The organism is Corynebacterium sp. HMSC28B08 (assembly GCF_001806865.1).
GTDB classification, from domain to species: domain Bacteria; phylum Actinomycetota; class Actinomycetes; order Mycobacteriales; family Mycobacteriaceae; genus Corynebacterium; species Corynebacterium auriscanis.
The window spans coordinates 80,550-102,504 of record NZ_KV786167.1 but is presented as its reverse complement, the minus strand read 5'-3'; the positions used below and the strand labels follow the sequence as shown (position 1 = coordinate 102,504).

16 protein-coding genes and 2 tRNA genes are annotated in these 21,955 nt (G+C 54.1%); 8 read left to right on the top strand and 10 right to left on the bottom strand.

Features of this window, described 5'->3' with window-relative positions; translation table 11 throughout:
• Positions 1-141 precede the first annotated feature (141 nt).
• Positions 142-855 (top strand): YdhK family protein, encoded by a 714-nt coding sequence (locus tag HMPREF3098_RS11850; RefSeq protein ID WP_246815866.1) that lies wholly within the window; start codon positions 142-144, stop codon positions 853-855.
• A gap of 130 nt (positions 856-985) precedes the next feature.
• Here the strand turns inward: HMPREF3098_RS11850 and HMPREF3098_RS06275 are convergent.
• Both HMPREF3098_RS06275 and HMPREF3098_RS06270 read right to left on the bottom strand, forming a co-directional pair.
• Positions 986-1,058: transfer RNA gene (locus HMPREF3098_RS06275), tRNA-Ala, on the bottom strand.
• A gap of 58 nt (positions 1,059-1,116) precedes the next feature.
• Positions 1,117-1,190: transfer RNA gene (locus HMPREF3098_RS06270), tRNA-Ile, on the bottom strand.
• Positions 1,191-1,540: 350 nt separating this feature from the next.
• On the opposite strand from HMPREF3098_RS06270, the gene HMPREF3098_RS06265 reads away from it, so the two are divergent.
• Entirely contained in the window at positions 1,541-3,142 is a 1,602-nt protein-coding gene (locus HMPREF3098_RS06265; protein ID WP_083284225.1) for an HNH endonuclease signature motif containing protein, read from the top strand.
• 32 nt (positions 3,143-3,174) lie between these two features.
• Here HMPREF3098_RS06265 and HMPREF3098_RS06260 read toward each other — a convergent pair whose 3' ends face one another.
• The 8 genes from HMPREF3098_RS06260 to dnaA form a co-directional block, all read right to left on the bottom strand.
• The gene (locus tag HMPREF3098_RS06260) at positions 3,175-3,840 is read right to left on the bottom strand and encodes a DUF3566 domain-containing protein (protein ID WP_070434412.1); all 666 of its coding nucleotides are present in this window, start codon (positions 3,838-3,840) and stop codon (positions 3,175-3,177) included.
• 6 nt (positions 3,841-3,846) lie between these two features.
• Complete coding sequence (gene gyrA, locus HMPREF3098_RS06255; protein ID WP_070434411.1) at positions 3,847-6,357, bottom strand: DNA gyrase subunit A; 2,511 nt, start codon at positions 6,355-6,357, stop codon at positions 3,847-3,849.
• A gap of 97 nt (positions 6,358-6,454) precedes the next feature.
• The gene (locus tag HMPREF3098_RS06250) at positions 6,455-7,483 is read right to left on the bottom strand and encodes an alpha/beta fold hydrolase (protein WP_246815865.1); all 1,029 of its coding nucleotides are present in this window, start codon (positions 7,481-7,483) and stop codon (positions 6,455-6,457) included.
• Between the two features lie 110 nt (positions 7,484-7,593).
• On the bottom strand, positions 7,594-9,618 hold the full coding sequence (gene gyrB / locus HMPREF3098_RS06245) for a DNA topoisomerase (ATP-hydrolyzing) subunit B (protein WP_070434410.1): 2,025 nt from the start codon (positions 9,616-9,618) through the stop codon (positions 7,594-7,596).
• A gap of 86 nt (positions 9,619-9,704) precedes the next feature.
• Positions 9,705-10,244: a DciA family protein gene (locus HMPREF3098_RS06240; RefSeq protein ID WP_070434409.1), complete on the bottom strand. Its 540-nt coding sequence runs from the start codon at positions 10,242-10,244 to the stop codon at positions 9,705-9,707.
• Positions 10,237-11,703 carry a DNA replication/repair protein RecF gene (gene recF, locus HMPREF3098_RS10985; protein WP_083284221.1) on the bottom strand — a complete coding sequence of 489 codons (1,467 nt, stop codon included), beginning with the start codon at positions 11,701-11,703 and terminating at the stop codon, positions 10,237-10,239. Before recF ends, HMPREF3098_RS06240 begins: the two co-directional genes overlap by 8 nt.
• An 83-nt stretch (positions 11,704-11,786) precedes the next feature.
• The gene (dnaN, locus tag HMPREF3098_RS06225) at positions 11,787-12,971 is read right to left on the bottom strand and encodes a DNA polymerase III subunit beta (protein ID WP_070434408.1); all 1,185 of its coding nucleotides are present in this window, start codon (positions 12,969-12,971) and stop codon (positions 11,787-11,789) included.
• Between the two features lie 507 nt (positions 12,972-13,478).
• A complete protein-coding gene (dnaA, locus tag HMPREF3098_RS06220; protein WP_070434472.1) occupies positions 13,479-15,251 on the bottom strand; it encodes a chromosomal replication initiator protein DnaA in 1,773 nt (590 codons plus the stop codon).
• 1,020 nt (positions 15,252-16,271) lie between these two features.
• On the opposite strand from dnaA, the gene rpmH reads away from it, so the two are divergent.
• From rpmH to HMPREF3098_RS06200, 6 genes are all read left to right on the top strand, one after another.
• Entirely contained in the window at positions 16,272-16,415 is a 144-nt protein-coding gene (rpmH, locus tag HMPREF3098_RS06215; RefSeq protein ID WP_013889512.1) for a 50S ribosomal protein L34, read from the top strand.
• Between the two features lie 248 nt (positions 16,416-16,663).
• On the top strand, positions 16,664-17,083 hold the full coding sequence (rnpA, locus tag HMPREF3098_RS10980) for a ribonuclease P protein component (RefSeq protein ID WP_083284217.1): 420 nt from the start codon (positions 16,664-16,666) through the stop codon (positions 17,081-17,083).
• Positions 17,052-17,321: a membrane protein insertion efficiency factor YidD gene (yidD, locus tag HMPREF3098_RS10975; protein ID WP_083284215.1), complete on the top strand. Its 270-nt coding sequence runs from the start codon at positions 17,052-17,054 to the stop codon at positions 17,319-17,321. The genes rnpA and yidD overlap by 32 nt, the downstream gene beginning before the upstream one ends.
• A gap of 117 nt (positions 17,322-17,438) precedes the next feature.
• Positions 17,439-18,413: a membrane protein insertase YidC gene (gene yidC, locus HMPREF3098_RS06210; protein WP_070434407.1), complete on the top strand. Its 975-nt coding sequence runs from the start codon at positions 17,439-17,441 to the stop codon at positions 18,411-18,413.
• Positions 18,414-19,411: 998 nt separating this feature from the next.
• Positions 19,412-20,071: a 16S rRNA (guanine(527)-N(7))-methyltransferase RsmG gene (gene rsmG, locus HMPREF3098_RS06205; protein WP_070434406.1), complete on the top strand. Its 660-nt coding sequence runs from the start codon at positions 19,412-19,414 to the stop codon at positions 20,069-20,071.
• Between the two features lie 918 nt (positions 20,072-20,989).
• Entirely contained in the window at positions 20,990-21,928 is a 939-nt protein-coding gene (locus tag HMPREF3098_RS06200) for a ParA family protein (RefSeq protein WP_070434405.1), read from the top strand.
• Positions 21,929-21,955: the final 27 nt, after the last annotated feature.

Below are 21,955 nucleotides of genomic sequence, written 5' to 3'. Positions count from 1 at the left end.
AGTAAAAAGAAAACAAGACACCAAAAGCAAAAACCACGAACAAGGAGCGATACAGCAGGTTTTTTACGCATTGTTTATGTGACTTTTTAGGATTTCTAGTTAAGATCCAGCAGTAGGAACCCCGAAACGGAGGAGTAAATTGTGAATAAGAAAATCGGCCTTACAGTGACAGCGGGGGTTTTGACGGGGACGCTCTGGTTGACGGGCTGTGCCAGCGACGCGGATGACGAGAAGAACGTCGGTGGCAGTGCGACCAGTGAACTCACAAATGCGCAGGGTCGCGCTGAGAACAGCGGAGAGGCAAGCGGTGAAAGCCAGGGCGGGAAACAGAACAACGACGAGGAAGGGGGAGGCTCGGCAACTGATGCCCAGAAGGGAAACCACTCGCCACAGCAGCACGGGACCGGGCACCACATGGATCATCCCAGCGATGGAGGGCCTGTTCCTGCGGGAATGAAGGAAGCAACGGATCCTCAATTCCACGTCGGTCAGGCGGTGACGTTGAAGGCCGAACACATGTCGGATATGAATGGGGCAAAGGCCACCATTGTCGGTGCTTATAAGACGCACACCTACGCTGTAAATTACACGCCCGTCGGTGGCGGAGATCGCGTAATGGGCCACAAGTGGGTTGTGCAGGAGGAACTGGCCGATTCTGGCAGTGACCGGTTGCCAAATGGTGCCGCAGTGACGATCACAGCAGATCACATGGACGGAATGAAGGGAGCGAAGGGCACAGTGGCTTCCTCGACCGATGAGACTGTGTACGTGGTTGATTACGAGGCGAACGGAAAGAAGATGACCAACCATAAGTGGGTCGTAGAAAGCGAGATAGCTGCTACAGACCGGCAGTAGGGAGAGACGTGTGCGTGTAACCAGTGATGTGAGGGATCCTCGCTTAAAGCAACAGCTCTCGTGAGGATCGCAAGGAGGCGTTGACGCAAATGAAAACCGGTCCACCATTGCGGTGAACCGGTTTATTCTGTGGAGCATAGGAGAATCGAACTCCTGACCTTCTGCTTGCAAAGCAGATGCTCTACCAATTGAGCTAATGCCCCATAGATCTGAAACCTTAGCGGATAGGATCGCTAGTTCAAAATCCAGGTGTTCGAATTGTGGGCCTAGGAGGACTTGAACCTCCGACCTCTTCGTTATCAGCGAAGCGCTCTAACCGCCTGAGCTATAGGCCCTTCGAACAAGAGATACTGTACCCATAACACTCAATTAGAACCAAATCGGCTGGTCAAGTTATGTTTTTAGCGAGTCGCCGGTGTGCTGTTTTTGGTTTTTGAACGTCGGAGTGGGAACGGGCCCGAGATGAGGTGGAGACAGAGTGACTCATAACTAGGGCACCCCGCTTGGGTGATCTGGTTGCCGTACCTTCCTTTCGCCCCAAACATCAGGGCGGATAAAAAAATCTAAGATAGGGTTTTGTGGGGTGGGATTCGAACGTATAGGCTAGGGGTGGATGGGGGATGGTGACTGGAACGCAACGCAATAGCTGCCTTCACCAAACGGGGTCAAGGATCAGGAGGGGAACATGGTTGACTCAAGCGTAGGACAAAGTAGCTCACCTAACGGGGTACAACGTGGCGTCGGAACTGGTGTTGACCTGCTTACGAGCATGCATATTCTTGAATCTTTAGTAGAAGCATTAATTGAGGGTGATTCTTCCGCGTGGGGATCATTGTCGCTGCAGCAAGCTCGTGAAATGTACACCCGATTGGAATCCGCGCGTAATCGGTTGGTGCTAGTTGATGCTCAATTTATGCATGCGTTCGATAAAGAGCTTCCGCTCATGGATCACAAGCGATGCCAGTGGTTGAACCGTGAGTGCGGAGTTGCTATGAGGGATGCTCGAGAACGTATCCAGGCAGCCCGGCGGATCTATACAGGACCGATTGACGCCCGGCTCGAAGATGGGACAGACGACGGCACAATATCCCGGCACTTCATGCCTCAGTTGAGCACTCAGTCGCGAACGGGTCATGCCGGGCAGTATGCGGTTTCCAAAGTGGACCGCGCCATCCGTAGCCTGCCAGCGAAAGTTCAAGATGAAGCGACTAAGGCAGCCGACGAGCCCGTAGCCAAACTCATCGCACAGGGCGGTCCGAACACCGTTGATGATTTGGCGATGCAACTTCGTAGGTTGATCAATGAGGATGAATACGATGATTCCGATCGGGCGCGCCTACGCGGAATTACCATTAGTAAACAAGGGGCGGACGGGATGAGCTCCATCCGTGGCAAAGTTACCCCACGGTTTGCCGCGGCCCTTCAGCGATTGTTCGCTGATCATGCGAAAGCTGGTGATCTGGCTGATCGCATGTGTCACAAAAGCTCTTCGGATTCTGAAGATGCCAACGTGGCTTTTGATTCCCTCTCCGACCCGCGATCACCCGAACAACGGCGCCACGATGCGCTCGAGGCTGCTGTGTTTGGTGGTTTTAATCGTCTGTCACCCAGGAAATCCTCTGGAGGTTCATCCAGGGCCGACGATCGGAGCAGTCAACTGGGGGAAGAGGGAACTCCCGCAGACAGCATTCCCGCATTGAAAACTGACGGTCTTCTAACACGGAGGGGGTCCACCACAATCGTCGCGGTGACGACCCTCCAGGAATTGTTACAGGGACACGGAGACGCTTTTACCGATGGAGGCATTCACTGTTCTTTAGAATCCCTCATAGGTGGCACCGAATGTAACGACCTATATCTGCAAATCTTGGATCTTGAAGGTCAAACCCTGCACCTAGGACGATCCCGGAGACTTGGGTCCTTGAGTCAGTATCTAGCTCTCCTTGGCGAGGAACGGATTAGTACGGCACCTGGTACGAGCGCACCGGCCGCGTTCTGCGATATTCACCACATCAAGAGCTGGGAATCAGGTGGTGGAACCGATCTGGATAACCTCACGCTGGTGGACAAGCATGTCCACTCTCAAACTGACGATGCCAAAAGTCGAAAGGATAAATGGCGCAGTTACTCTCCCAGGGAACACGCGCCCAACTCCGGGCAAACAACCACCCGGCCCCCAAAAGTTCGGTGGGAACCACCTGATGGACATAGGGTCGCGGGTGAAAGCGGATCAAACCTTCACCCAGATGCAAAGCCACGCCGTTGGAAACGCCCCGGCGTTGCCTAGCCATGCCCAAGAGAGCCATGCAAGTGAGCGTGTTAGCTCTCTCCGCGGCCTGCTTGCGAATCGTTCTGATTATCCCACGTGGAACCGAGACCAATACGCAGGCCACCGAACAAGGATGCGGCCGAGTTAAGGATTACGGCCAAGACTGGCGCCAACAGGGTGAAGACCACCAGTTCAAACAAGCCGAGACCGAAGACAACGCCAAAGTACAATCCCGCCGAGAATTCACCGTCAGCCAAATCGCCAGCCAGTGAATTCAAACGATCCCACACTCCGGCGACATTAAGGACAATCCAGAGAAGAATCATCGCTACGACCCAAATGGCGAACAAAGCCAGATTAAATACGAAGCCAACCTTGAACGCACTCATCGGGTCAATATGGGTGAGAAAAGTCTCACGTGACGACCCAGATTCCTGCGCCGACAAAGCGGATTTTGTTTTCTCAAACCTGCTGCGAATTCCCGAGCTCGAGGCCGAGGTCTCGGAAGTAGGTGCCTGGCTGCCGTGGTTATCCGTGCCCTGTGACTTCACTGCATTGCTCCGCGGGGGCATCACCGAATTACCCCGCCTCGAGGAATCTGAGGAATCTGAGGTATTCGAGGCACCTGGTGGGCCCGACGTGGCCCCGTCCGCCAGGTTCGCAGTCCCTGGCGCGACGGAAGGCTTACCTTCAGGCATTAGGTTTTTTTCAGCCATACCGGACTACTTTTCTTCCTCTGCCTTGGCAGTAGCTTCCGCGGTCTCCTCCACCTCGGCCTCGATGTTGCGGTCAACGGCAACCAGCTCAACATCCTTGCCAAGATCAACTAAACGGACACCCATGGTGGCACGTGACGTGTGGCGGATCTGGTTGACCTCGGTACGAATCACACCACCAGCAGAAGTGATGGCCAGAATCTCATCGTCTTCACCGACCGTCAGCGCGCCGATTAGCTTTCCGCGCTTCTTGTCATACTTAAACGTCACAACACCAAGTCCACCACGACCCTTAGCCGGATACTCTTCCATCTTGGTGCGCTTGCCGTATCCGCCACTAGTAGCGACGAATAGGTAGGCATCTTCCTGCACAACAGTGAGAGCCAGCAGCTGGTCTTCCTCACGGAAGCGCATGCCCTTCACACCCGCAGTTGCACGGCCCATGGGGCGGAGCACCTCGTCATCAGCGGTAAAGCGCATTGCTTGGCCCTCTTCGGAAACCAGCAGCAAGTCGTCCTCCGCGGTGCACAGTTGCGCGCCTACCAGTCGATCGCCTTCATTCAAGTTGATGGCGATTAACCCACCGGAGCGCGGAGAATCGTAATCGGTCAAACGGGACTTCTTTACCCGTCCATGCGCCGTAGCGAGGACCAGGTACGGTGCATCCTCATAGGATTGGATCTGGATAACCTGAGCAATCTGCTCCCCTGGCTGGAACTCCAACAGGTTCGCCACGTGTTGCCCACGCGCAGTCCTTGATGCCTCGGGCAGCTCGAACGCACGGAGTCGGTAAACCCGTCCAAAGTTCGTGAAGAACAAAATCGTGTCATGGGTAGAGCAAACGAAGAAGTGGCGAACCACATCATCCTGCTTCAGCTCAGCACCTCGCACACCCTTGCCACCACGACGCTGGGAACGGTAAGAGTCAACCTTCGTACGCTTAGCGTATCCAGTCGAGGTAATCGTCACGACCACATTCTCGCGAGCAATAAGATCCTCTTCGGAAACCTCGCCAGAGGCAGCAACAATCTTTGTGCGACGTTCATCGCCAAACTTCTCAACGATTTCGGCTAGCTCAGAACGAACGATATCGCGCTGGCGCTCCGGACGGGCAAGGATGTCCTTCAGGTCGGCAATCGTCTTCTCGATTTCCGCCAATTCATCAATGATCTTCTGGCGCTCCAGCGCAGCCAGGCGGCGCAGTTGCATTTCCAGAATCGCATTCGCCTGGATCTCGTCGATATCCAGCAGGTCCATCAAACCCTCGCGCGCGATATCCACAGTCTGGGAACGACGAATCAGGGCAATAACCTCATCCAACGCATCCAGTGCCTTGACCAAACCACGCAGAATATGGGCCCGCTTCTCAGCTTCGTCCAAGCGGTACTGAGTGCGGCGAACGATGACCTCGATCTGGTGCTTCACGTAGTAACGCAGTATCTGATCCAAGCGTAGAGTGCGCGGCACTCCATCTACGATGGACAGCATGTTGGCACCGAAGCTGGTCTGCAACTGGGAGTGCTTATACAGGTTGTTTAGAACCACACGTGGAATTGCATCACGCTTGAGGGTCACAACAATCCGTAGACCTACTCGGTCGGAGGATTCGTCATCAATTTGAGCGATTCCGGCAAGTTTTCCATCGCGAACCTGTTCAGCAATGTTGTGAACCAAGTTGTCGGGGTTCACCTGGAAAGGCAACTCGGTAATCACAATGATCTGCCGCTTACCGTCTTCTTCAATGGAAGTCACACCGCGCATACGGATGGAACCGCGACCAGTGCGATACGCATCCTGGATGCCCTTATCGCCAACGATTAAACCGGCCGTTGGGAAATCGGGACCCTTAACCCGCGCAATGCAAGCCTCAAGGGCTTCTGCTTCTTCGGCTTCGTGGTTATCCAGCAACCAGAAAATGGCATCGGCCAGCTCATTCAAGTTGTGAGGCGGAATGTTCGTCGCCATACCAACGGCAATACCGCCGGAGCCATTCATCAATAGGTTCGGCACTCGCGATGGCAAAATGACCGGTTCCTTGGTCTTACCATCGTAGTTTGGTTGGAAGTCAACGGTGTTCTCGCGAATATCGCGCACCATTTCCATAGCTAACGGTGTCATCCGGCACTCGGTGTAACGCATGGCAGCGGCGCCATCGTTACCGCGCGAACCAAAGTTACCTTGGCCATCAACAAGCGGGTATCGCATCGACCATGGCTGGGCCATGCGAACCAAAGTGTCGTAAATCGCCGAGTCACCATGTGGGTGATAATTACCCATGGTGTCTGCTACTGGTTTTGCAGACTTTACATAACTTCGCTCGGGCCGGTAGCCGTTGTCGTACATCGCGTAAAGAATACGTCGGTGCACGGGCTTAAGCCCGTCGCGGACTTCCGGAAGTGCGCGGCCGACGATTACGCTCATGGCGTAATCAATGTAGCTAGATTGCATCTCCTTTTGCAGGTCAATGGGTTCGACCCGATCGAAGAGATTCTCGCTGCCGGTTGTATCGTCGCTCACGTCGTGTGAAGCCTTTCTGAACTAGTCTCTGACCAATCCAGTCTACCCTCTTACAACCTCCCTTTGTGGCTCCACACTCGCAGTTTAGATTCAGTCGTCACTTTTCTAGATCGGCGATGAACTCCTCAACGCGCGTCGCCACCTGCTCTGGTTCTCGGGCCCACCGATTGTGCCCGAGTTTTCCTTCAATCGTTTTTACCTCCGGCCCCGAACCTCGCCCCTTTAAGGTCTTTGACTTCGGCATCATTGACGCCAAATTGTGCGCGGATCGCGTTGTGCAGTCGTAATCATTACGGAACCGCAGCAGCAAGACAGGCGTGGTTATTTCTTGAAGGGCGGCTTCATAGTTCAGATCCGCACCGCTGAGGTCGATAAACCGGTTGGTGCGGGAAAGGCGGAACCACTCCCCTACATGTACTCCAGATTGGCGACCGTATCCAGCGAAATCTAGTTTCCCCTCGGGCTGATAACCCAGTGCCTTCGTCACCAATCTCATCACTGGGGCACCATATTGCAGTTGATATCGGGGAGCACCCGAAAACCCCTTGTAAAACGGTGTGCCTGCGCCCACTCCGATCATTCCTACAACATTAAGCTCGGATGCCTCGGGCCGCGCCAGGAATAGGGATCCAATCTGGCCGCCCATCGAGTGGCATAGCAACACGACAGGATGCGTTTCGGGAAGATTGAATCGCTCTTTGGCGGCCCGAATAGTGCGTGGGTAATCCTGAGATGCCATCTCGTGGTATCCCCATCTCTTCGTCCGTGTAGCCCGTGCCGTGCTGCTTCCCTGACCATGTAATTCACCGGTTGCAACGTTATAACCCCGGGATGCCAGCTCGCGACCAATTGGATCGTAGTAGCGCGCACCCATCCCCCAGCCAGGCCAAATAACGATCAGCGGGGGCTGGGTCGCTCCAGTCTTCCCTTCGCTGTCCGCACCCGAACTCACAGTATTCTCTCCAGCCGGGAAAACTCTGATCATGGAGGTAGAGGAATCCGCCATCCGCGTTGCGATGGTCTCTGTTCCCTTCACCTCATCCTTGTTCCTTGCAGCATCCCGATGAGATTCTGCAGGTGCGGCCTGGCGAGGGTTCATGGAATCTATGGAATCAGAATTAGTCACGTCGCCCAGTGTATCCAGCAAGCTATCGTTTTATGTCTAAATGAGCTGAAGCGAAACCAAAAAAGAGGGCCACCCGTGTAACTACGGGCAGCCCTCGGTTCCAACCTACGTTAGACATCCAAGAAGCGAACGTCCCTTGCATTCCGGGTAATGAAACTACGGCGTGCCACAACGTCGTCACCCATCAAAATGCTGAACAGCTCATCGGCACCAGCTGCATCTTCCAGAGTCACGCGGCGCAAAACGCGGTACTCGGGATCCATGGTGGTCTCCCACAGCTCCTTAGCGTTCATCTCGCCCAAGCCCTTATAGCGCTGGATGCCATCATCCTTGTTGATTTTTCGGCCAGCAGCGAGGCCCTCCTCTAATTGCTTATCACGCTCGCGGTCGCTGAAGGCGAATCCTGGTTCACCCTTTGCCCACTTCAGTTTGTACAGGGGCGGGTTAGCCAAGTAGACGTGGCCTTCTTCAACTAGTGGGCGCATGAAGCGGAATAGCAAGGTCAAAAGTAACGTCGCGATGTGCTGACCATCAACATCGGCATCCGCCATCAGCACAATCTTGTGGTACCGCAGCTTGGAGATATCGAATTCATCGTGAATACCGGTACCCAGAGCGGTAATAATCGCCTGGACCTCGGCATTCTTGAGAATCTTGTCCATCCGGGCCTTTTCCACGTTCAAAATCTTCCCGCGCAGCGGCAAGATAGCTTGGAACATGGAGTCACGGCCAGACTTCGCAGAACCACCGGCGGAATCGCCCTCCACGATGTACAGCTCACTGAGGGTCGCATCCTTAGAACGGCAATCCGCCAGCTTGCCTGGCAGTCCACCCAGGTCGGAAGCTGACTTGCGACGAACTAGGTCACGGGCCTTACGGGCCGCCATCCGAGCGTGAGCAGAGGATACTGCCTTGTTGACGATGACCTTCGCCTCAGCAGGGTTGGCATCCAACCAGTCGGATAAGTGCTCATTCACGGCACGCTGCACAAAGCCTTTGATTTCTGTGTTACCCAGCTTGGTCTTGGTCTGACCTTCAAACTGTGGATCACCTACGCGCACGGAGATAACGGCTGCCAAACCTTCACGAACATCATCGCCCGAGAAATTTGGATCCTTGTCCTTAAGCAGCTTGTGATCACGTGCGTAACGGTTCATCAAAGACGTCAGCGCCGCACGGAAGCCTTCTTCGTGCGTACCACCCTCAAAGGTATTGATGGTGTTCGCGAAGGTGTGCACGGACTGGGAGTAACCGGAGTTCCACTGCAAAGCCACCTCAACCTCGTGATCTTCACCCTTGGCTTCAAAAGAAATAATGGTGGGGTGTACAGCGGTCTTTTTGCTATTGATGAAGTCGACGTAGTCCTTTAGTCCCTCTGGGTAGTGGAAGGTCTTCTTGGTAGGGCCCTTCTTGGCCTTTTCCTCCTCGGCCTTCTCGGCGGAAGACTTAGGAGCATCGGCATCTTCAGCTGCATCAGCCAGCTCTTCTTCGGGTTCCTCATGGGGCCGCTCATCAATCAAGTTGAGGGTCAGACCTTTGTTCAGGAAGGCCATTTCCTGGAGGCGCTTCGCCACCGTCTTGAAATCGAATTCAACGGTTTCAAATATCTCAGGGTCTGGCCAAAAACGTTGTTTGGTACCGGTGCCACGGGCCTTCTTGACCTGCTCCAGTTCTTCAGGAATTGCGTTATTGAACACCTGGCTCCACAGATATCCATCGCGCTTAATTTCGGTTTCCACGCGGGTGGACAACGCATTCACGACGGAGATACCCACACCGTGCAGACCACCGGACACGGCGTAGGAATCCGAGTCGAATTTACCGCCAGCGTGCAGCTGCGTCATGACAACCTGGACGGTCGGCGGGCCGGATGGGTGCTTCTCGACGGGAATACCGCGACCATTATCCTCAACCTCTACACCGCCGTCTGCCAGCAATCGCACGGTGACTTCGTTTGCATACCCCGCCATTGCCTCATCGACGGAGTTATCAACGACCTCCCACACGAGGTGGTGTAGGCCACGCTCACCGGTGGAACCGATGTACATGCCGGGTCGCTTACGAACCGCTTCCAGTCCCTCGAGGATGGTGATGGAACTGGCACCGTAATTGTTCTTGTTCTCTGGTTCACCCACGTCGGGTCAAGCTCCTTTGTCGGTAAAGCGTTCGTTCAGCGTTAACCAAGCACGCTATTTGTAACCACACCAGTCTACCCCGCCGCTTACCCGAAATCATCACGCGGCCCGCGACCTCGGACGCGTAGCTTTCCCTTTCCGGGCCTTTTGAACTCTGGATTGAGGATCTTCAGCTCAGCCACCACGTTGGGCCCCACCCGATTGACGATCGTTTGCAGCACTTTTGTCTGGATCAATCGCAGCTGTGTGGCCCAAGGTGTGGATTCGCATTGGATGAACAGCTGTTTCGTCTCGGGATCGTATTTGATGGGCTTGGTTTTGGACCCAATCTTCTCCCCCACCAGCTCTTCCCAGGAATTCATGATCAACCCCACGGCATAGTGCTGGTTCCACCCATTCCGCTTGATTTCCGGCATAATCAAAGCCCCGAACCGCTTTGGCTGCCGATAGCTGCGGTCGGCTCTTCCATCCAGGCGCGTGGTGATTCGCCGTTTGTTGTACTTTTTTTCTTTTCTTTCCGACGCCCCCCTGGGAACCGAGTCAACCTGTGGGTTGGCGCCGGCCTTCCGCAGTTGTGCCAGTGCTTGGGCCACTGGATCATTTGGGTTCAAACCGGGATTACTCATGTTCCTCGATCTCATCCTGCGCGGTCCCAGCGTCGTCGACAACACTTTGGGGGCCTAATTCTTCGGTTTTTTGGTGTTTAGCCTGTGGTTCATCCGTGTCAACGGCGGAAATCTGGGAGATTCGCTGCCCTTCTTCGTCGACTGAAGCCAAAATGTCGAAGATAGTAGCTTGAGCGCGTAATTCCACGGGAATATCTTCACCTACAGCAGCTGTAATCAACACTTGTTCCGCGTCTTGTAGCAAATCGACAAGTTTGCGCCGGCGGTTTTTATCCAATTCCGCGAAAACATCATCCAGGATGACGATCGGTTCTGCCCCGTCTGCACGCCCCAGGAAGTAGGCGCCCAATCGCAAAGCCAATGCAAACGACCAGGATTCGCCGTGGGATGCGAATCCCTTGGCGGGTTGTGTGCCCAGAGTAAAAACCACATCGTCTCGGTGCGGCCCGAGCAGAGTGGTTCCGCGATCAATTTCGGCCGGTCGTTTTTCAGCGAATGCTTGCAGTAACACTGCTTCGGCAACATCGGGGCTCAATAACGCCGTTGGTTCACCGGGCTTGCTGTGTCCTAACTGAACTCCCACCTCGTGTAGGGCACTATCTATCGTTGACGTGTAAGCCATGTGGGCTGGGCGGGATTCCGGTGCTAACCGCTGATAGGTCTTTGCCACATGAGGCGCGAGATCGTGAACGATCTGCACTCGTGCGGACATCAATTGTCCTCCCAGTGCGGCTAGTTGTCCATCCCACACATCCAGCGTGGCGAGGGCGGATTCAGCGTCGGAGATATGAGAAGAGGATCCAGCCCTCGCCATGCCCACGGCGGCCCCCACTCCAGACTGCGCTTCACCCGGTGTCGTGTCCGAGGGCGAGCTAAAGTTTGAGATACCAGTCGAGCTGGATGTGTTCCCTGGACCCGCAGCCACACCGTTAGCAAAGTGCCGTAATACGAAAGAAGAGTTCCTCAGCAGGGCGTTGCGCTGGCGCAAGGCCCTGTCGTAGTCAGCTTTCACACCGGCTAGGCGAGGGTACCGGGCCAGCATGATGGAATCGAGGAAATTTCGCCGCTGCTCGGGTTCCCCCCGAATCAAAACCAGATCCTCGGGCGAAAAGAGTGTGGTTCGAACAATTCCCAGTATGTCACGAGGACTGCGCATGGCGGTGCGGTTGATGCGTGCACGATTTGCCCCGGAAGCACGTACCGCCAAGTGCGTTGTGAGTTCGCGACCCTCATTGACTGCAGTAGCAGAAATGGAAGCCACTTTCTGGCCTTCGCGCACGAGGGCTGAATCAGTGGAAACGCGGTGTGATCCAAGATGGGCTAGGTATCCCAGTGCTTCCACAATGTTGGTTTTGCCGTGCCCGTTGGGGCCCGAAAAAATGGTCACACCAGGGGTTAGTGCCAGGTCGAGGGTGCGCCACGACCTGTAATCCTCTAGTTGTAATGACCTGATGTACATATCGCTGCCAGTCTAGTGGCCTACACTAGCTGCAACCTATTGCGTGGCGCTTCCAGTGGCGATCAGTGTCTAGCCGAAGCGACTTATCCCGGAATACGTACCGGCATCAGTAGGTAAATGAAATCGGTTCGCGGGGTAGCGAAGTTTCCTTCGGCATCTGCCTCTGGGAGGTTACCTGCATCGGGGATCATAATCGCGGGACGGGAAGAAAGCGTAAATCCGAAAATTACTCGCGATGTGTGAATCGCTGCCAAACCCTCCTTGAGGTAACCCGGATTAAAAGCAATTTCAAGAGGTTCACCAGCGAAGGCGCACTGCAATTGCTCGGTTGCTGATCCAACCTCGGATCCACCAGCGGAAAGCGTCAACGTACCTTCCTCGAATTGCATGCGAATCTGCGAGTTGCGGTCGGCCACGAGGGATACGCGACGGATCGCATCCTGGAGGGGACCAATTTCCACGCTCGCTACAGCAGTGTGGCTTGATGGCAACAGCGGCCGGAATTTGGGGAATTCGGCATCGAGCAGCCGCGTAGTGGTATGTCGCGATTCGGTGGCGATACCGAGCAGGCCATCCCGGCCAATGGACTCGCCAGACCCCACTGCAATTTCGATGGGATCAGAATTGTGGGCGTCGAGGCTACGTGCCGTGTCCGACAGCGTGCGAGCAGGAATCAGAAGAGTGGCTTTACCATCGGCTTGGGCCGGATTCCACTGCAAGGTTCGAACAGCCAACCGGAAACGGTCCGTGGCGGCCATAGTGACGTTTTCGCCGTCGAGTTCTACATGAACACCAGTGAGCATAGGAAGAGTGTCATCTCGGCCGGCTGCCGTAGCCACCTGGCTAACGGCCTCAGAGAACAAGTGAGGATCGATGGTCCCTGTTACTCCAGGCAAACCAGGCAATTCGGGATAGTCCTCGATGGTCATGGCTGGTAGCTCGAACCTGGAATTACCGGAAGTTACGAGAACCTTGGTTTCCCTGAGTTCCAAAGTAATGGGCTTATCGGGCAACGATCCCACAATGTCGTTGGCTAATTTGCCCGCGATGAGAATGCGCCCGGGCTCATCGACCTCGGCGTTGATTGTGATTTGAGTGGACACCTCGCGGTCGAATCCCGAGAGTGTGAGCCCTTGGTCACTGGCGTCGATAAGTACTCCGCGCAGTACGGGCTGCGTGGGCTTGGATGGAAGGGAACGTGCTACCCACCCCAGTGCCGTTGAAAAATCATCTTTGGGCACGGTGAAGCGAACGTTGTTGTTGTCCATATGTTGGTCCCTCATCCTTTGCTTGTCATTTCGGTCGTCAACTTTACCCACAAGCTCTATTTCTGATCTTTTTTCTAGTTATAGATTCAGTAGTCGTAGTAGGTCCTGTGGTTTCTGTGGATAACAGAAGTTTAGTGCTGTTCGGAGCTATTTTCCGCCTGTTGGCGGAGTGGTGGATGTTTCTGTGGATAACTCAGTGCTTCTGTGCACAACTCGCCCGGGGTCGTACTTATCCACAGGTTTTCCACTGTCTCGTTCCCAGTTTTTCGGGGCTTATCCCCAGTCACAATCTTGAAATTACATGTTTGTCATCGTCGAGAGCGAATCTGGCTCTGCCCCCGAAATTACAAGGTTGTAATTACATCTGTGGAAAACCCTGTGGAAATGTGGATAACTGGGTCCGATCAAGGTCACGGCACCCCAAGTTATCCCCAGTTGCGCTGTGTATAACCACCGCTAACTGTGGATAACTTGGCTGCACATATGCTTTTATGGGTGCAACGGGGGTTAGTTGCGCGCGTGATTTTCAATTTTCTGGGTGAGCTCCTGCACCTGATCGAAGACCTGTTTGTTCTCCGTCAGAGACTCCCGAATCCGTCGCTCCGCGTACATCACTGTCGTGTGGTCACGCCCGCCAAATGCGGCCCCCAACTTCGGCAACGACAGGTCTGTGAGTTCACGGCATAGGTACATAGCGATCTGCCGAGCGTGTACAAAACGCTTTGACCTGCCCTTTCCAACCAATTCGTCGGTGGTGAGGTTGTAATAGTGGGCTACGACTTCGATGACAGCTTGTGGTGTGACCTCGACCGAGCCGTTGTTGATATCCCGCAAAGCGATCTCGGCTGCTTCGAGAGAAATGGGCTCATCGCCCAGCGAGCAGTACGCAATGACGCGAATCAGCGCACCCTCCAGCACTCGAATAGAGGTGTCGTACCGGTTTGCGATGAGCTGCTTCACATCTTCTGGGAGCTGAATGCCCTCGATCTGGGCCTTTTTGGTCAAAATGGCAATACGGGTTTCCAGATCTGGGCTGGTCACATCGGTCGTTAGACCTCCCTCAAAGCGAGTGCGCAGACGATCTTCTAGTGTGGTCAACTTTTTGGGAGGACGATCCGAGCTCAACACGATTTGCTTGTTCGCCTGGTGAAGCGCATTGAACGTGTGGAAGAATTCCTCCTGCGTGGATTCTTTGCCTTCTAGGAACTGAATATCGTCTACGATCAACATATCCACATTGCGGTAGCGCCGCTTAAATGCCTCGCGCGTGTCCGTGGCGATGGAGTTAATGAAGTCATTCGTCAGTTCTTCACTGGAGACATAACGCACTCGCATGTTCGGTCGCAGCTCTTTGGCGTAGTGCCCAATGGCATGCAGTAGGTGTGTTTTACCAAGTCCCGATTCGCCCCAAATAAACAGCGGATTATAGGCTTTAGCTGGGCTTTCAGCCACGGCGCGGCAAGCCGCATTCGCAAAGTTGTTGGAGGAGCCAATCACGAATGTCTCGAATGTATAGTTTTTGTTCAGCAACGTTTCGGGCTCTGTCTCCCGCCCGGGATTCCCGGTAATGGGAGCAGTCGCGCCTGGTCGCGCTTGCGGTTCAATGCCTCCCTGCCTTAGAAACTCGTTGCGTCGTTTCGTATTGGCAATCGCGGCTGCCTGGGCCTCTGGCTCTTTAATGTCGATCCACTCGTCCAAGGAGAAGGCGTCGTTTGACTGCCCGCCTTGGCCCCTTCTACTCGACGCCCTCGGCCGGTCGTAATCGTTAAACCCTCGGCTCGAATGACCCGCGAAACGGCTGGTAGAGGCAGTGATTCGGTTCGAAGTGCGACTATTTGGTTGCTGCTGCGAGTGTTCGGTAGCAGAAAACCCGCTGTCGTTTCGTGCGCCAATTACATCGCCCTCGGCAGTGTTGGGATCTTCTTCGCGAGCGCTACGGTTGTCGCGATTGGCGAGCAGGTTGTGCGCCGATGCGCCGTGGTTTGAGTTCGTTGCGGAATTGGATTGCTGCTTAACAGCATTATCGCCGGTCGAAGTGTCAAAACTTTGCTGGTGTTCCTCATGGGCTTGCGAATTCTGGCGGTCTTCCGAGGACGAATTAGAATTGCCATCTTCGCGTGAAGAGATCGCAAGAGTTGTGTTGATCTGCAGACGGGAAGCTAAAACGTCCTTGATGGGTTGGGCTAGATCGCGCTCTACTTCTTCTTTGATCCATTTGCTTGGTGTTTGGAGCACAGCAATATTTCCGATCAAGGTGATCGGAGTGATCTGGAGCAGCATACTACGTTTTTTTGGGCTGAGCGCAGGATAACGCCTGCCAATAGGAGAATCAGGGGGTTGATTGATCGCGCGGGCGTTCTCATCTACCCATTCTTTGATGATTGCGTTCCATAGGCCTGGAAAGTGGGCTTCGAGGGAGGAGGAGTTCGTTGGATCAGTCATGGTGATTGTTATTAAGAGTCTTAGCTGTTGGGATCTGTTGTTATCGGTGCTGAGCTCGTCCTTTAGGAGTAGCTCGGACGTATTTTCGGGGGTTGATGCTTGGAGTGGTTATTAGGGGGTTAGCGGGCAGTTGTTAACTATGAGCGGAAACATCGTGCAGGCGGGCGGTGCCGACGGGTGGTTGGGGGTGAATTTTCGGTACTACGTCGCCCTTTCTGTCCACTGTTCTTCCTCCGTTCGGTTCACAAGGCTATTTCACCACTGACTTGCGTTTCCACACCTTTATCCACACCTGTGGATAACTTTTGTTCACATGTTATCCCCAAGGTACCCGTCGCATGTGGATAACTCGAATTGACAGGCAAAAGGGTATTTGACCAGCAATAATGAGGGTTAAAGTAAGGCTTTAGGGTTTGGGGGTAAATGAGTTATCCACAGGGTGTAACGGTTCTGTGGTATTTGCCCTGTGTACTGGGGAAACACCTCCTCAGTCCAAAATTTGTCTATTGCCCCTGTTTCGGCGTATCCTTAACGGGTCTATGGCACTCGCGCTTCAGCATTTCCACCTCGCTGTTCGCGTACTGCCGCAAGTGGTACCAAGCTGCTGGTTCCTCGCGCCCGACCGTGTGATGAATGGGAGCAACAAGGATTCTCGTTGGTAGCCTTTCGCTCTCGCGTTGAACAGAGTTCGTTCTCATGTTGTCTGTTCGCTCCGATCGCGTCGAGCAAGAGTGAGAACCCGGTTTGGTATGTATGTCCAGCTTTGAATGCACGGGCATACCGATGACGTTGAGTGGGGTCTCCCCTCAGAGTTTGTCGTTATTCGCGTGCATATACCGATGTAAGGAGTGAAGTACCGTGGCCAAAGGCAAGCGTACTTTCCAGCCCAATAACCGTCGTCGCGCACGCGTTCACGGTTTCCGTACCCGTATGCGTACCCGTGCCGGCCGTGCGATTGTTTCCGCACGCCGCCGTAAGGGTCGTAAGTCTCTGACAGCTTAATTGAAACCTCGGTTTCCTTCTCCAGCTCGGAGGTGGTTCTACGCTCATGTAGCGTAGGCCGTCTCCGAGCTGGTTTTGTTTTAGATTCGTATTTCGTCTTGGGTGTGACACCTGCAGTCGGTTCCTAGGCTGCCGTATCGACTCGGTATGGACTGGCATGCCAGGAGTCTGGGACTATGAATTCCGATTGATTGGCTAGGAACTCGCTAGAATTTACTTCCGAGGGTTGACCGAAGAAACGAGGGCGCATGTTATCACCGGAATATCGGCTCCGTTCCTCTACTGATTTTGGGCGCACCGTCCGAGGGGGTCGTAAAAAGGGTTCTCGGTCGGTGGTCGTTTATATCTTGTCCCCATCAGTTCCTTATCCGGAAGCATTGGTAAGAGGGTTTCATGATGTTTCACGTGAAACACTGTCACCAGACGCGGTGGCCCTGTCCCCCCATCCACGCGTGGGTTTAGTGGTTTCGAAAGCTGTCGGCAATGCAGTGGCCCGCCATAGAATTTCTCGTCTGCTACGCCACGCGGTGAGGGATGCCCTTGTTGATTTCGAAAGGGAATGTGCTCCGGGAACTACGATCGTTCTGCGAGCTCTGCCCGCTGCAGCATCAACAACCTACAAGGAGCTTGTGAAAGATGTGTACAGCTGCATCCGACGGGCACTCTGATTCCGCACCGCGCGCTAAGTGGGCACGCCGAGCGGTTTTGGTTTACCAAGATCACGTTTCAGGCCTTAAAATGGGTCCAACGTGTCGTTTTGATCCCACTTGCAGCAATTACGCTCTGATTGCCCTCGGTCGACACGGGTTGTTCCGAGGAGGGCTACTTGCTCTCGGGAGGCTGGCTCGATGTGGTCCGTGGCACCCGGGTGGGTGGGACCCAGTCCCACCGCGGCGTCGACACTAGATAGGTCGCCGTAAACGACCAGGGTGCTCCCGGCTTCGTCGGGAGGGCTCGCGACCATTTTCCACCGACAACGACTTTTCACCGTGTCCATGCACTGCCTTGGAGGTTTTTCTAGACGTGCTTGATTTTATTTACTACCCCATCTCGGGAGTGCTTTGGTTTTGGCACAAAGTGTTTAGCTTTGTGTTGGATCCCGCTTCCGGCATTACGTGGCTGCTAGCGATTGTGTTCCTCGTGTTCACGATTCGTGTTTTGCTGGTCAAACCCATGGCCAACCAGATGCGCTCAGCCCGTAGAATGCAAGAGTTTCAGCCTAAGATGCAGGAGCTTCAGCGCAAGTACAAGAATGATCGCCAAACGTTGGCGATTGAGATGCGCAAGGTTCAAAAGGAAATGGGTGTTAATCCCCTTGCTTCCTGCCTGCCGGCATTGGTACAGATGCCAATTTTTTTGGGTCTTTTCCATGTGCTGCGTTCCTTCAACCGCACCGGCACCACATTCGGCGCTCCGGGCATGTCCGTTGAAGAGACGAGGAATACCCCGAACTATTTCTTCGGCGTGAACGAAGTTCAGTCGTTCCTGGATGCGCGCTTGTTTGGAAGCCCGCTGTCTGGCTACATCTCAATGGATCCGGCGAACTACAATGCTTTCTCCCCCGAGGGGATGGGGATTGACTTCACTCGCACCAATATCATCCTGCTTATCGTGCCGTTGATGTTGGCCTCGGCAGTGATGATGCACTTCACTGCGCGCATGTCGATTGATCGGACGAAAAAGCGTCAAGCCGCAAATCCAAAGAAGCCTGTCGATGAAAAGGCTCAGGCCATGCAGATGCAAATGGACATGATGCAGCGCTTGATGCTGTGGGTTATGCCTGTCCTCTACTTGACGGGCGGTTTCATGTGGCAGGTCGGTTTGGCTGTTTACATGTTCGCGAACAATGCGTGGACCTTGGTTCAGCAGAAGCTTCTCTACGAAAAGATGGATCGTGAGGAGGAGGCAGAGAAGGAGGCCAAGTTGGCTGCCCGTCGCACGTCCGCCCCAAAGGTTGGCGCCCGCCCAGTTAACCCAAAGAAGAAGGGTAAGCGTTAGACCGACTTTGAACTCCAACCAGCCCGCACCGCAATGGTGCGGGCTTTTCTTTTGCCCAATAAGGGGGCACACGTCCGGATAATGAGGCGCACATCTGGATAAAAGGGGGCATCTCCCAACGGTCGTGTTGTGCGGCCCCGCTGATAAATGTTTCCCACGGATGGTTCGGGACAGCCTTTTCATCGCCATGTGATACCCCCGGTGCCTGGTGATCAGCTCAATAAGCCAACGTTTCACGTGAAACCAAGCGGAAGAGTCTACTACTGGGCTGTACTCGGCCTTGTTTTAGCGGTTCCGTGGGGAGACCCGTTGATCAAGCTGAGTCATCTCGGGTTTAACGACTTCGGGCTATCCCCAGAAGCCGTTTTTCTCTTGCCGGTCGTCTTCCTTTTGATTACCCCCTCTTACTTTGCTATTCGTTCACCATCCGACGGTTGTTCAATCGTTGAGGCGACGCCTGCACGGCTCCCGTTGTTATGGATGAGGAACCGAGACTTCTCTGGATGCCGACTCATCTTCTAGCTGAATTCCATGCGAGCGTGCTCCCAAAGTAAAGTTCGGACGGCTTTGGACCCGTTCTGAAAACAACGATGTGCTCACGCCTACAGTCCTCATTTGGATGCGTCCCAAGGTCGGGGAACGATGGTCGGCATGGCCAATCTGGTCCGTAGCTGTCCGGGTTTGTGTGCGGTGATGCTTGGGTGTGTGGATTCAAGGATTAGCAATTTCTCGGCCCTAAGTGTCACAGTGTCGTTATGGCCCAGAGGTTTTGTGTTTCCTGAGTGTCGGCCCGGGGCGTTCGTTTGCCAACACGCAGTTGTAGTCGTTCTATAGGCCGCTTCTTCGGTCTGGTTCCTACCCGAGTGAGGGAAATGAGTACCAAAGAACGTAAACTATGGAAAGCGATTCGCTTCGAACACCGCGGGCTCTTGAGGTTTGTTTCACGTGAAACATCGCGGTGGGAAGTTTTGCTTTTTAACTAGGAAGGTAGCCGCCTCATGTCCGACAATGAACTGATCCAGAACTCATTGGGTCCCACTCCTTCGATCGCAAAGAAGGTTTTTGGAAACCGCCTTAATCTAGCAAAAGCCTATGCCGAATTGCTTGCAACCGATGGCATTGAGCGTGGATTAATCGGCCCCCGCGAAGTCTCCCGCATTTGGGAGCGCCATGTGCTCAACTCCGCGGTTTTGGGTGAGGTTGTTTCGCAGAATGCTCGGGTCATTGATGTGGGAAGTGGTGCGGGCCTCCCCGGCATTCCGCTCGCGATTGCACGTCCAGATCTTGAGGTTCAGCTACTTGAACCCTTGCTACGACGCACTGTGTTTTTAGAAGAAGCAGTGGCCACACTAGGACTGGATTGTTCCGTTCACCGTGGTCGCGCGGAGGATCCGCAGATCCGAAAATCAATTGGAGGTGCAGACGTGGCCACGTCTCGAGCCGTAGCCCCGCTTGGCAAGCTGACCGGGTGGTCCCTGCCCTTGGTGCGCGTTGGAGGCGCAATGGTGGCTATCAAAGGATCTTCAGTCCATGAGGAAATTGAGCGAGATGCTGCCGTCATTTATCGGACCGGGGGCGGACAGCCAGAAGTGCATAGCGTTGGCATGGGCGTCCTGGAGCAATCGACTTTTGTGGTCTCAGTTCCCCGAGTCTCCTAAAACTCTTTTCGTCTGTGGTCTCAATTCCCCGGGTTTCCTAGAATCCCTTTCGTCGTTTAGTCATGACATTTCCTTGTTGTTAGGGTCGTTGAAGGGGCGCGTTTGGACCTTGGGTATCCGTGCAGCGGTGGCTGATGGCCTGGAAGCGGCCGGGAGTACTTCGGTTGTGACCACTTTCTGTTTCCTTCGCCGAATATTAGTTGTTGATAGCGTATGGATTTCATGTAGAGCGCGTGGCTGAGGTAGTTATCCCTAGCTGACGTAACTGTCCCCGGCTGACGCTCGATCAGCAGGTTTTGGACAATCTGGGGCGTTTGCATGACAGAAAGGTGCGTCAGTCCTGATTTCTCCATCGCCGTTGTCACGGCCTACGGCCTATCCTCGTGGTCTTCGGCCATTAGTAATGGTCACTTTGTTACTAGAGCGCACACTCGAAGCGACATATCGTTTGAAGCTAAATTCTGCAGCTGTGGGAGATCACCGTGCTACCAGGGTGTCCAGTTCCCTGTTCGCATGGTCGCTTTCAGGTTATTGCTTGCTATGAGTGCTTGGGTTGAGAGGAACAAGCGCACAGGCTTCTGCACATCGACGAGCGCACAGTCTTGTGCACATCGACGAGAGGGTCATGGAGATGAGACCGCTGGCTTTCACGGCAGACGCGCGCATACATGTGGTTATACGTTGTTGCGGGTAGTTGGTGACTCTTTTTAATGGGTCACGAAGCGGAAGTAGTCCGCTTCGGCCACAGTTGAGACCTTTCCGGCGGGTTCGACGTTGTCGCATCGGTAGAATAATCTATTAGTTGTTGCTCCTTTAGTGTCACGGCGTTTTCACTTCGCCGGAACACATGTTTTGGATCCTATTTTGTTTCACGTGAAACCGTAGGAACAGTTCAAACAGGTTTGAGATTGGAAGTGTATGGCACCCGTGGATTGGGATGACACACCGATTGGGCGCGCTGCTAGGCAAGCCGCGCGGTTGAAGAATACGTCCGGGCTTAAACTGCCAAAACCAGAACAATGTCGCAAGCTCACGGTGGCTAACCAGAAAGGCGGCGTGGGAAAGACTACCTCCGCCGTCAATCTTGCGTGGGCGCTGGCACTGCACGGATTGAAGGTCCTAGTGATCGATTTGGACCCGCAGGGCAATGCATCCACAGCATTGGACGCTGAACACACCGTAGGCACCCCTGGTTCTTATGAGCTATTGGTAGGGGGCGTTGACCCCGCTGACACATTGCAACAGAATTCGGACAACCCCAATCTCTACTGCATTCCAGCGACCATAGATTTGGCAGGAGCGGATATCGAACTTGTCAGTATGGTTCGCCGCGAGTACCGTCTTCGAGACGCTCTGTCCGAGGAATTTGTGAAGGAATACGGGTTCGATTTTATTTTCATTGACTGCCCACCCTCGTTGAGCTTGCTCACCATCAACGCAATGACAGCGGTGGACGAGGTGCTGATTCCGATTCAGTGCGAATACTACGCGCTGGAAGGTGTGAGCCAGCTTCTCAACAACATATCTATGATCCGTGAGAGCCTGAATTCGAACCTCCACATTTCGGCTGTGTTGTTAACGATGTACGATGCTAGGACAAAGCTTTCCGCACAGATCAACGACGAGGTTCGGGACCACTTCGGTTCTGTCGTATTGGATAACCGCATTCCCCGCTCGGTTAAAATCTCGGAAGCTCCGAGTTACGGTCAGACGGTGTTGCAATATGATTCAGGGTCACCAGGGGCTCTCGCTTACTTTGATGCAGCAGTTGAGATGGCAAAACGAGGGGATTATTTGCCTGGGATTACAACTGCTCCAGTCGGGATTGCACCAGAACTACACGATGGGATTAATTAATTATGGGTGATTCCAATAATAAAAAGC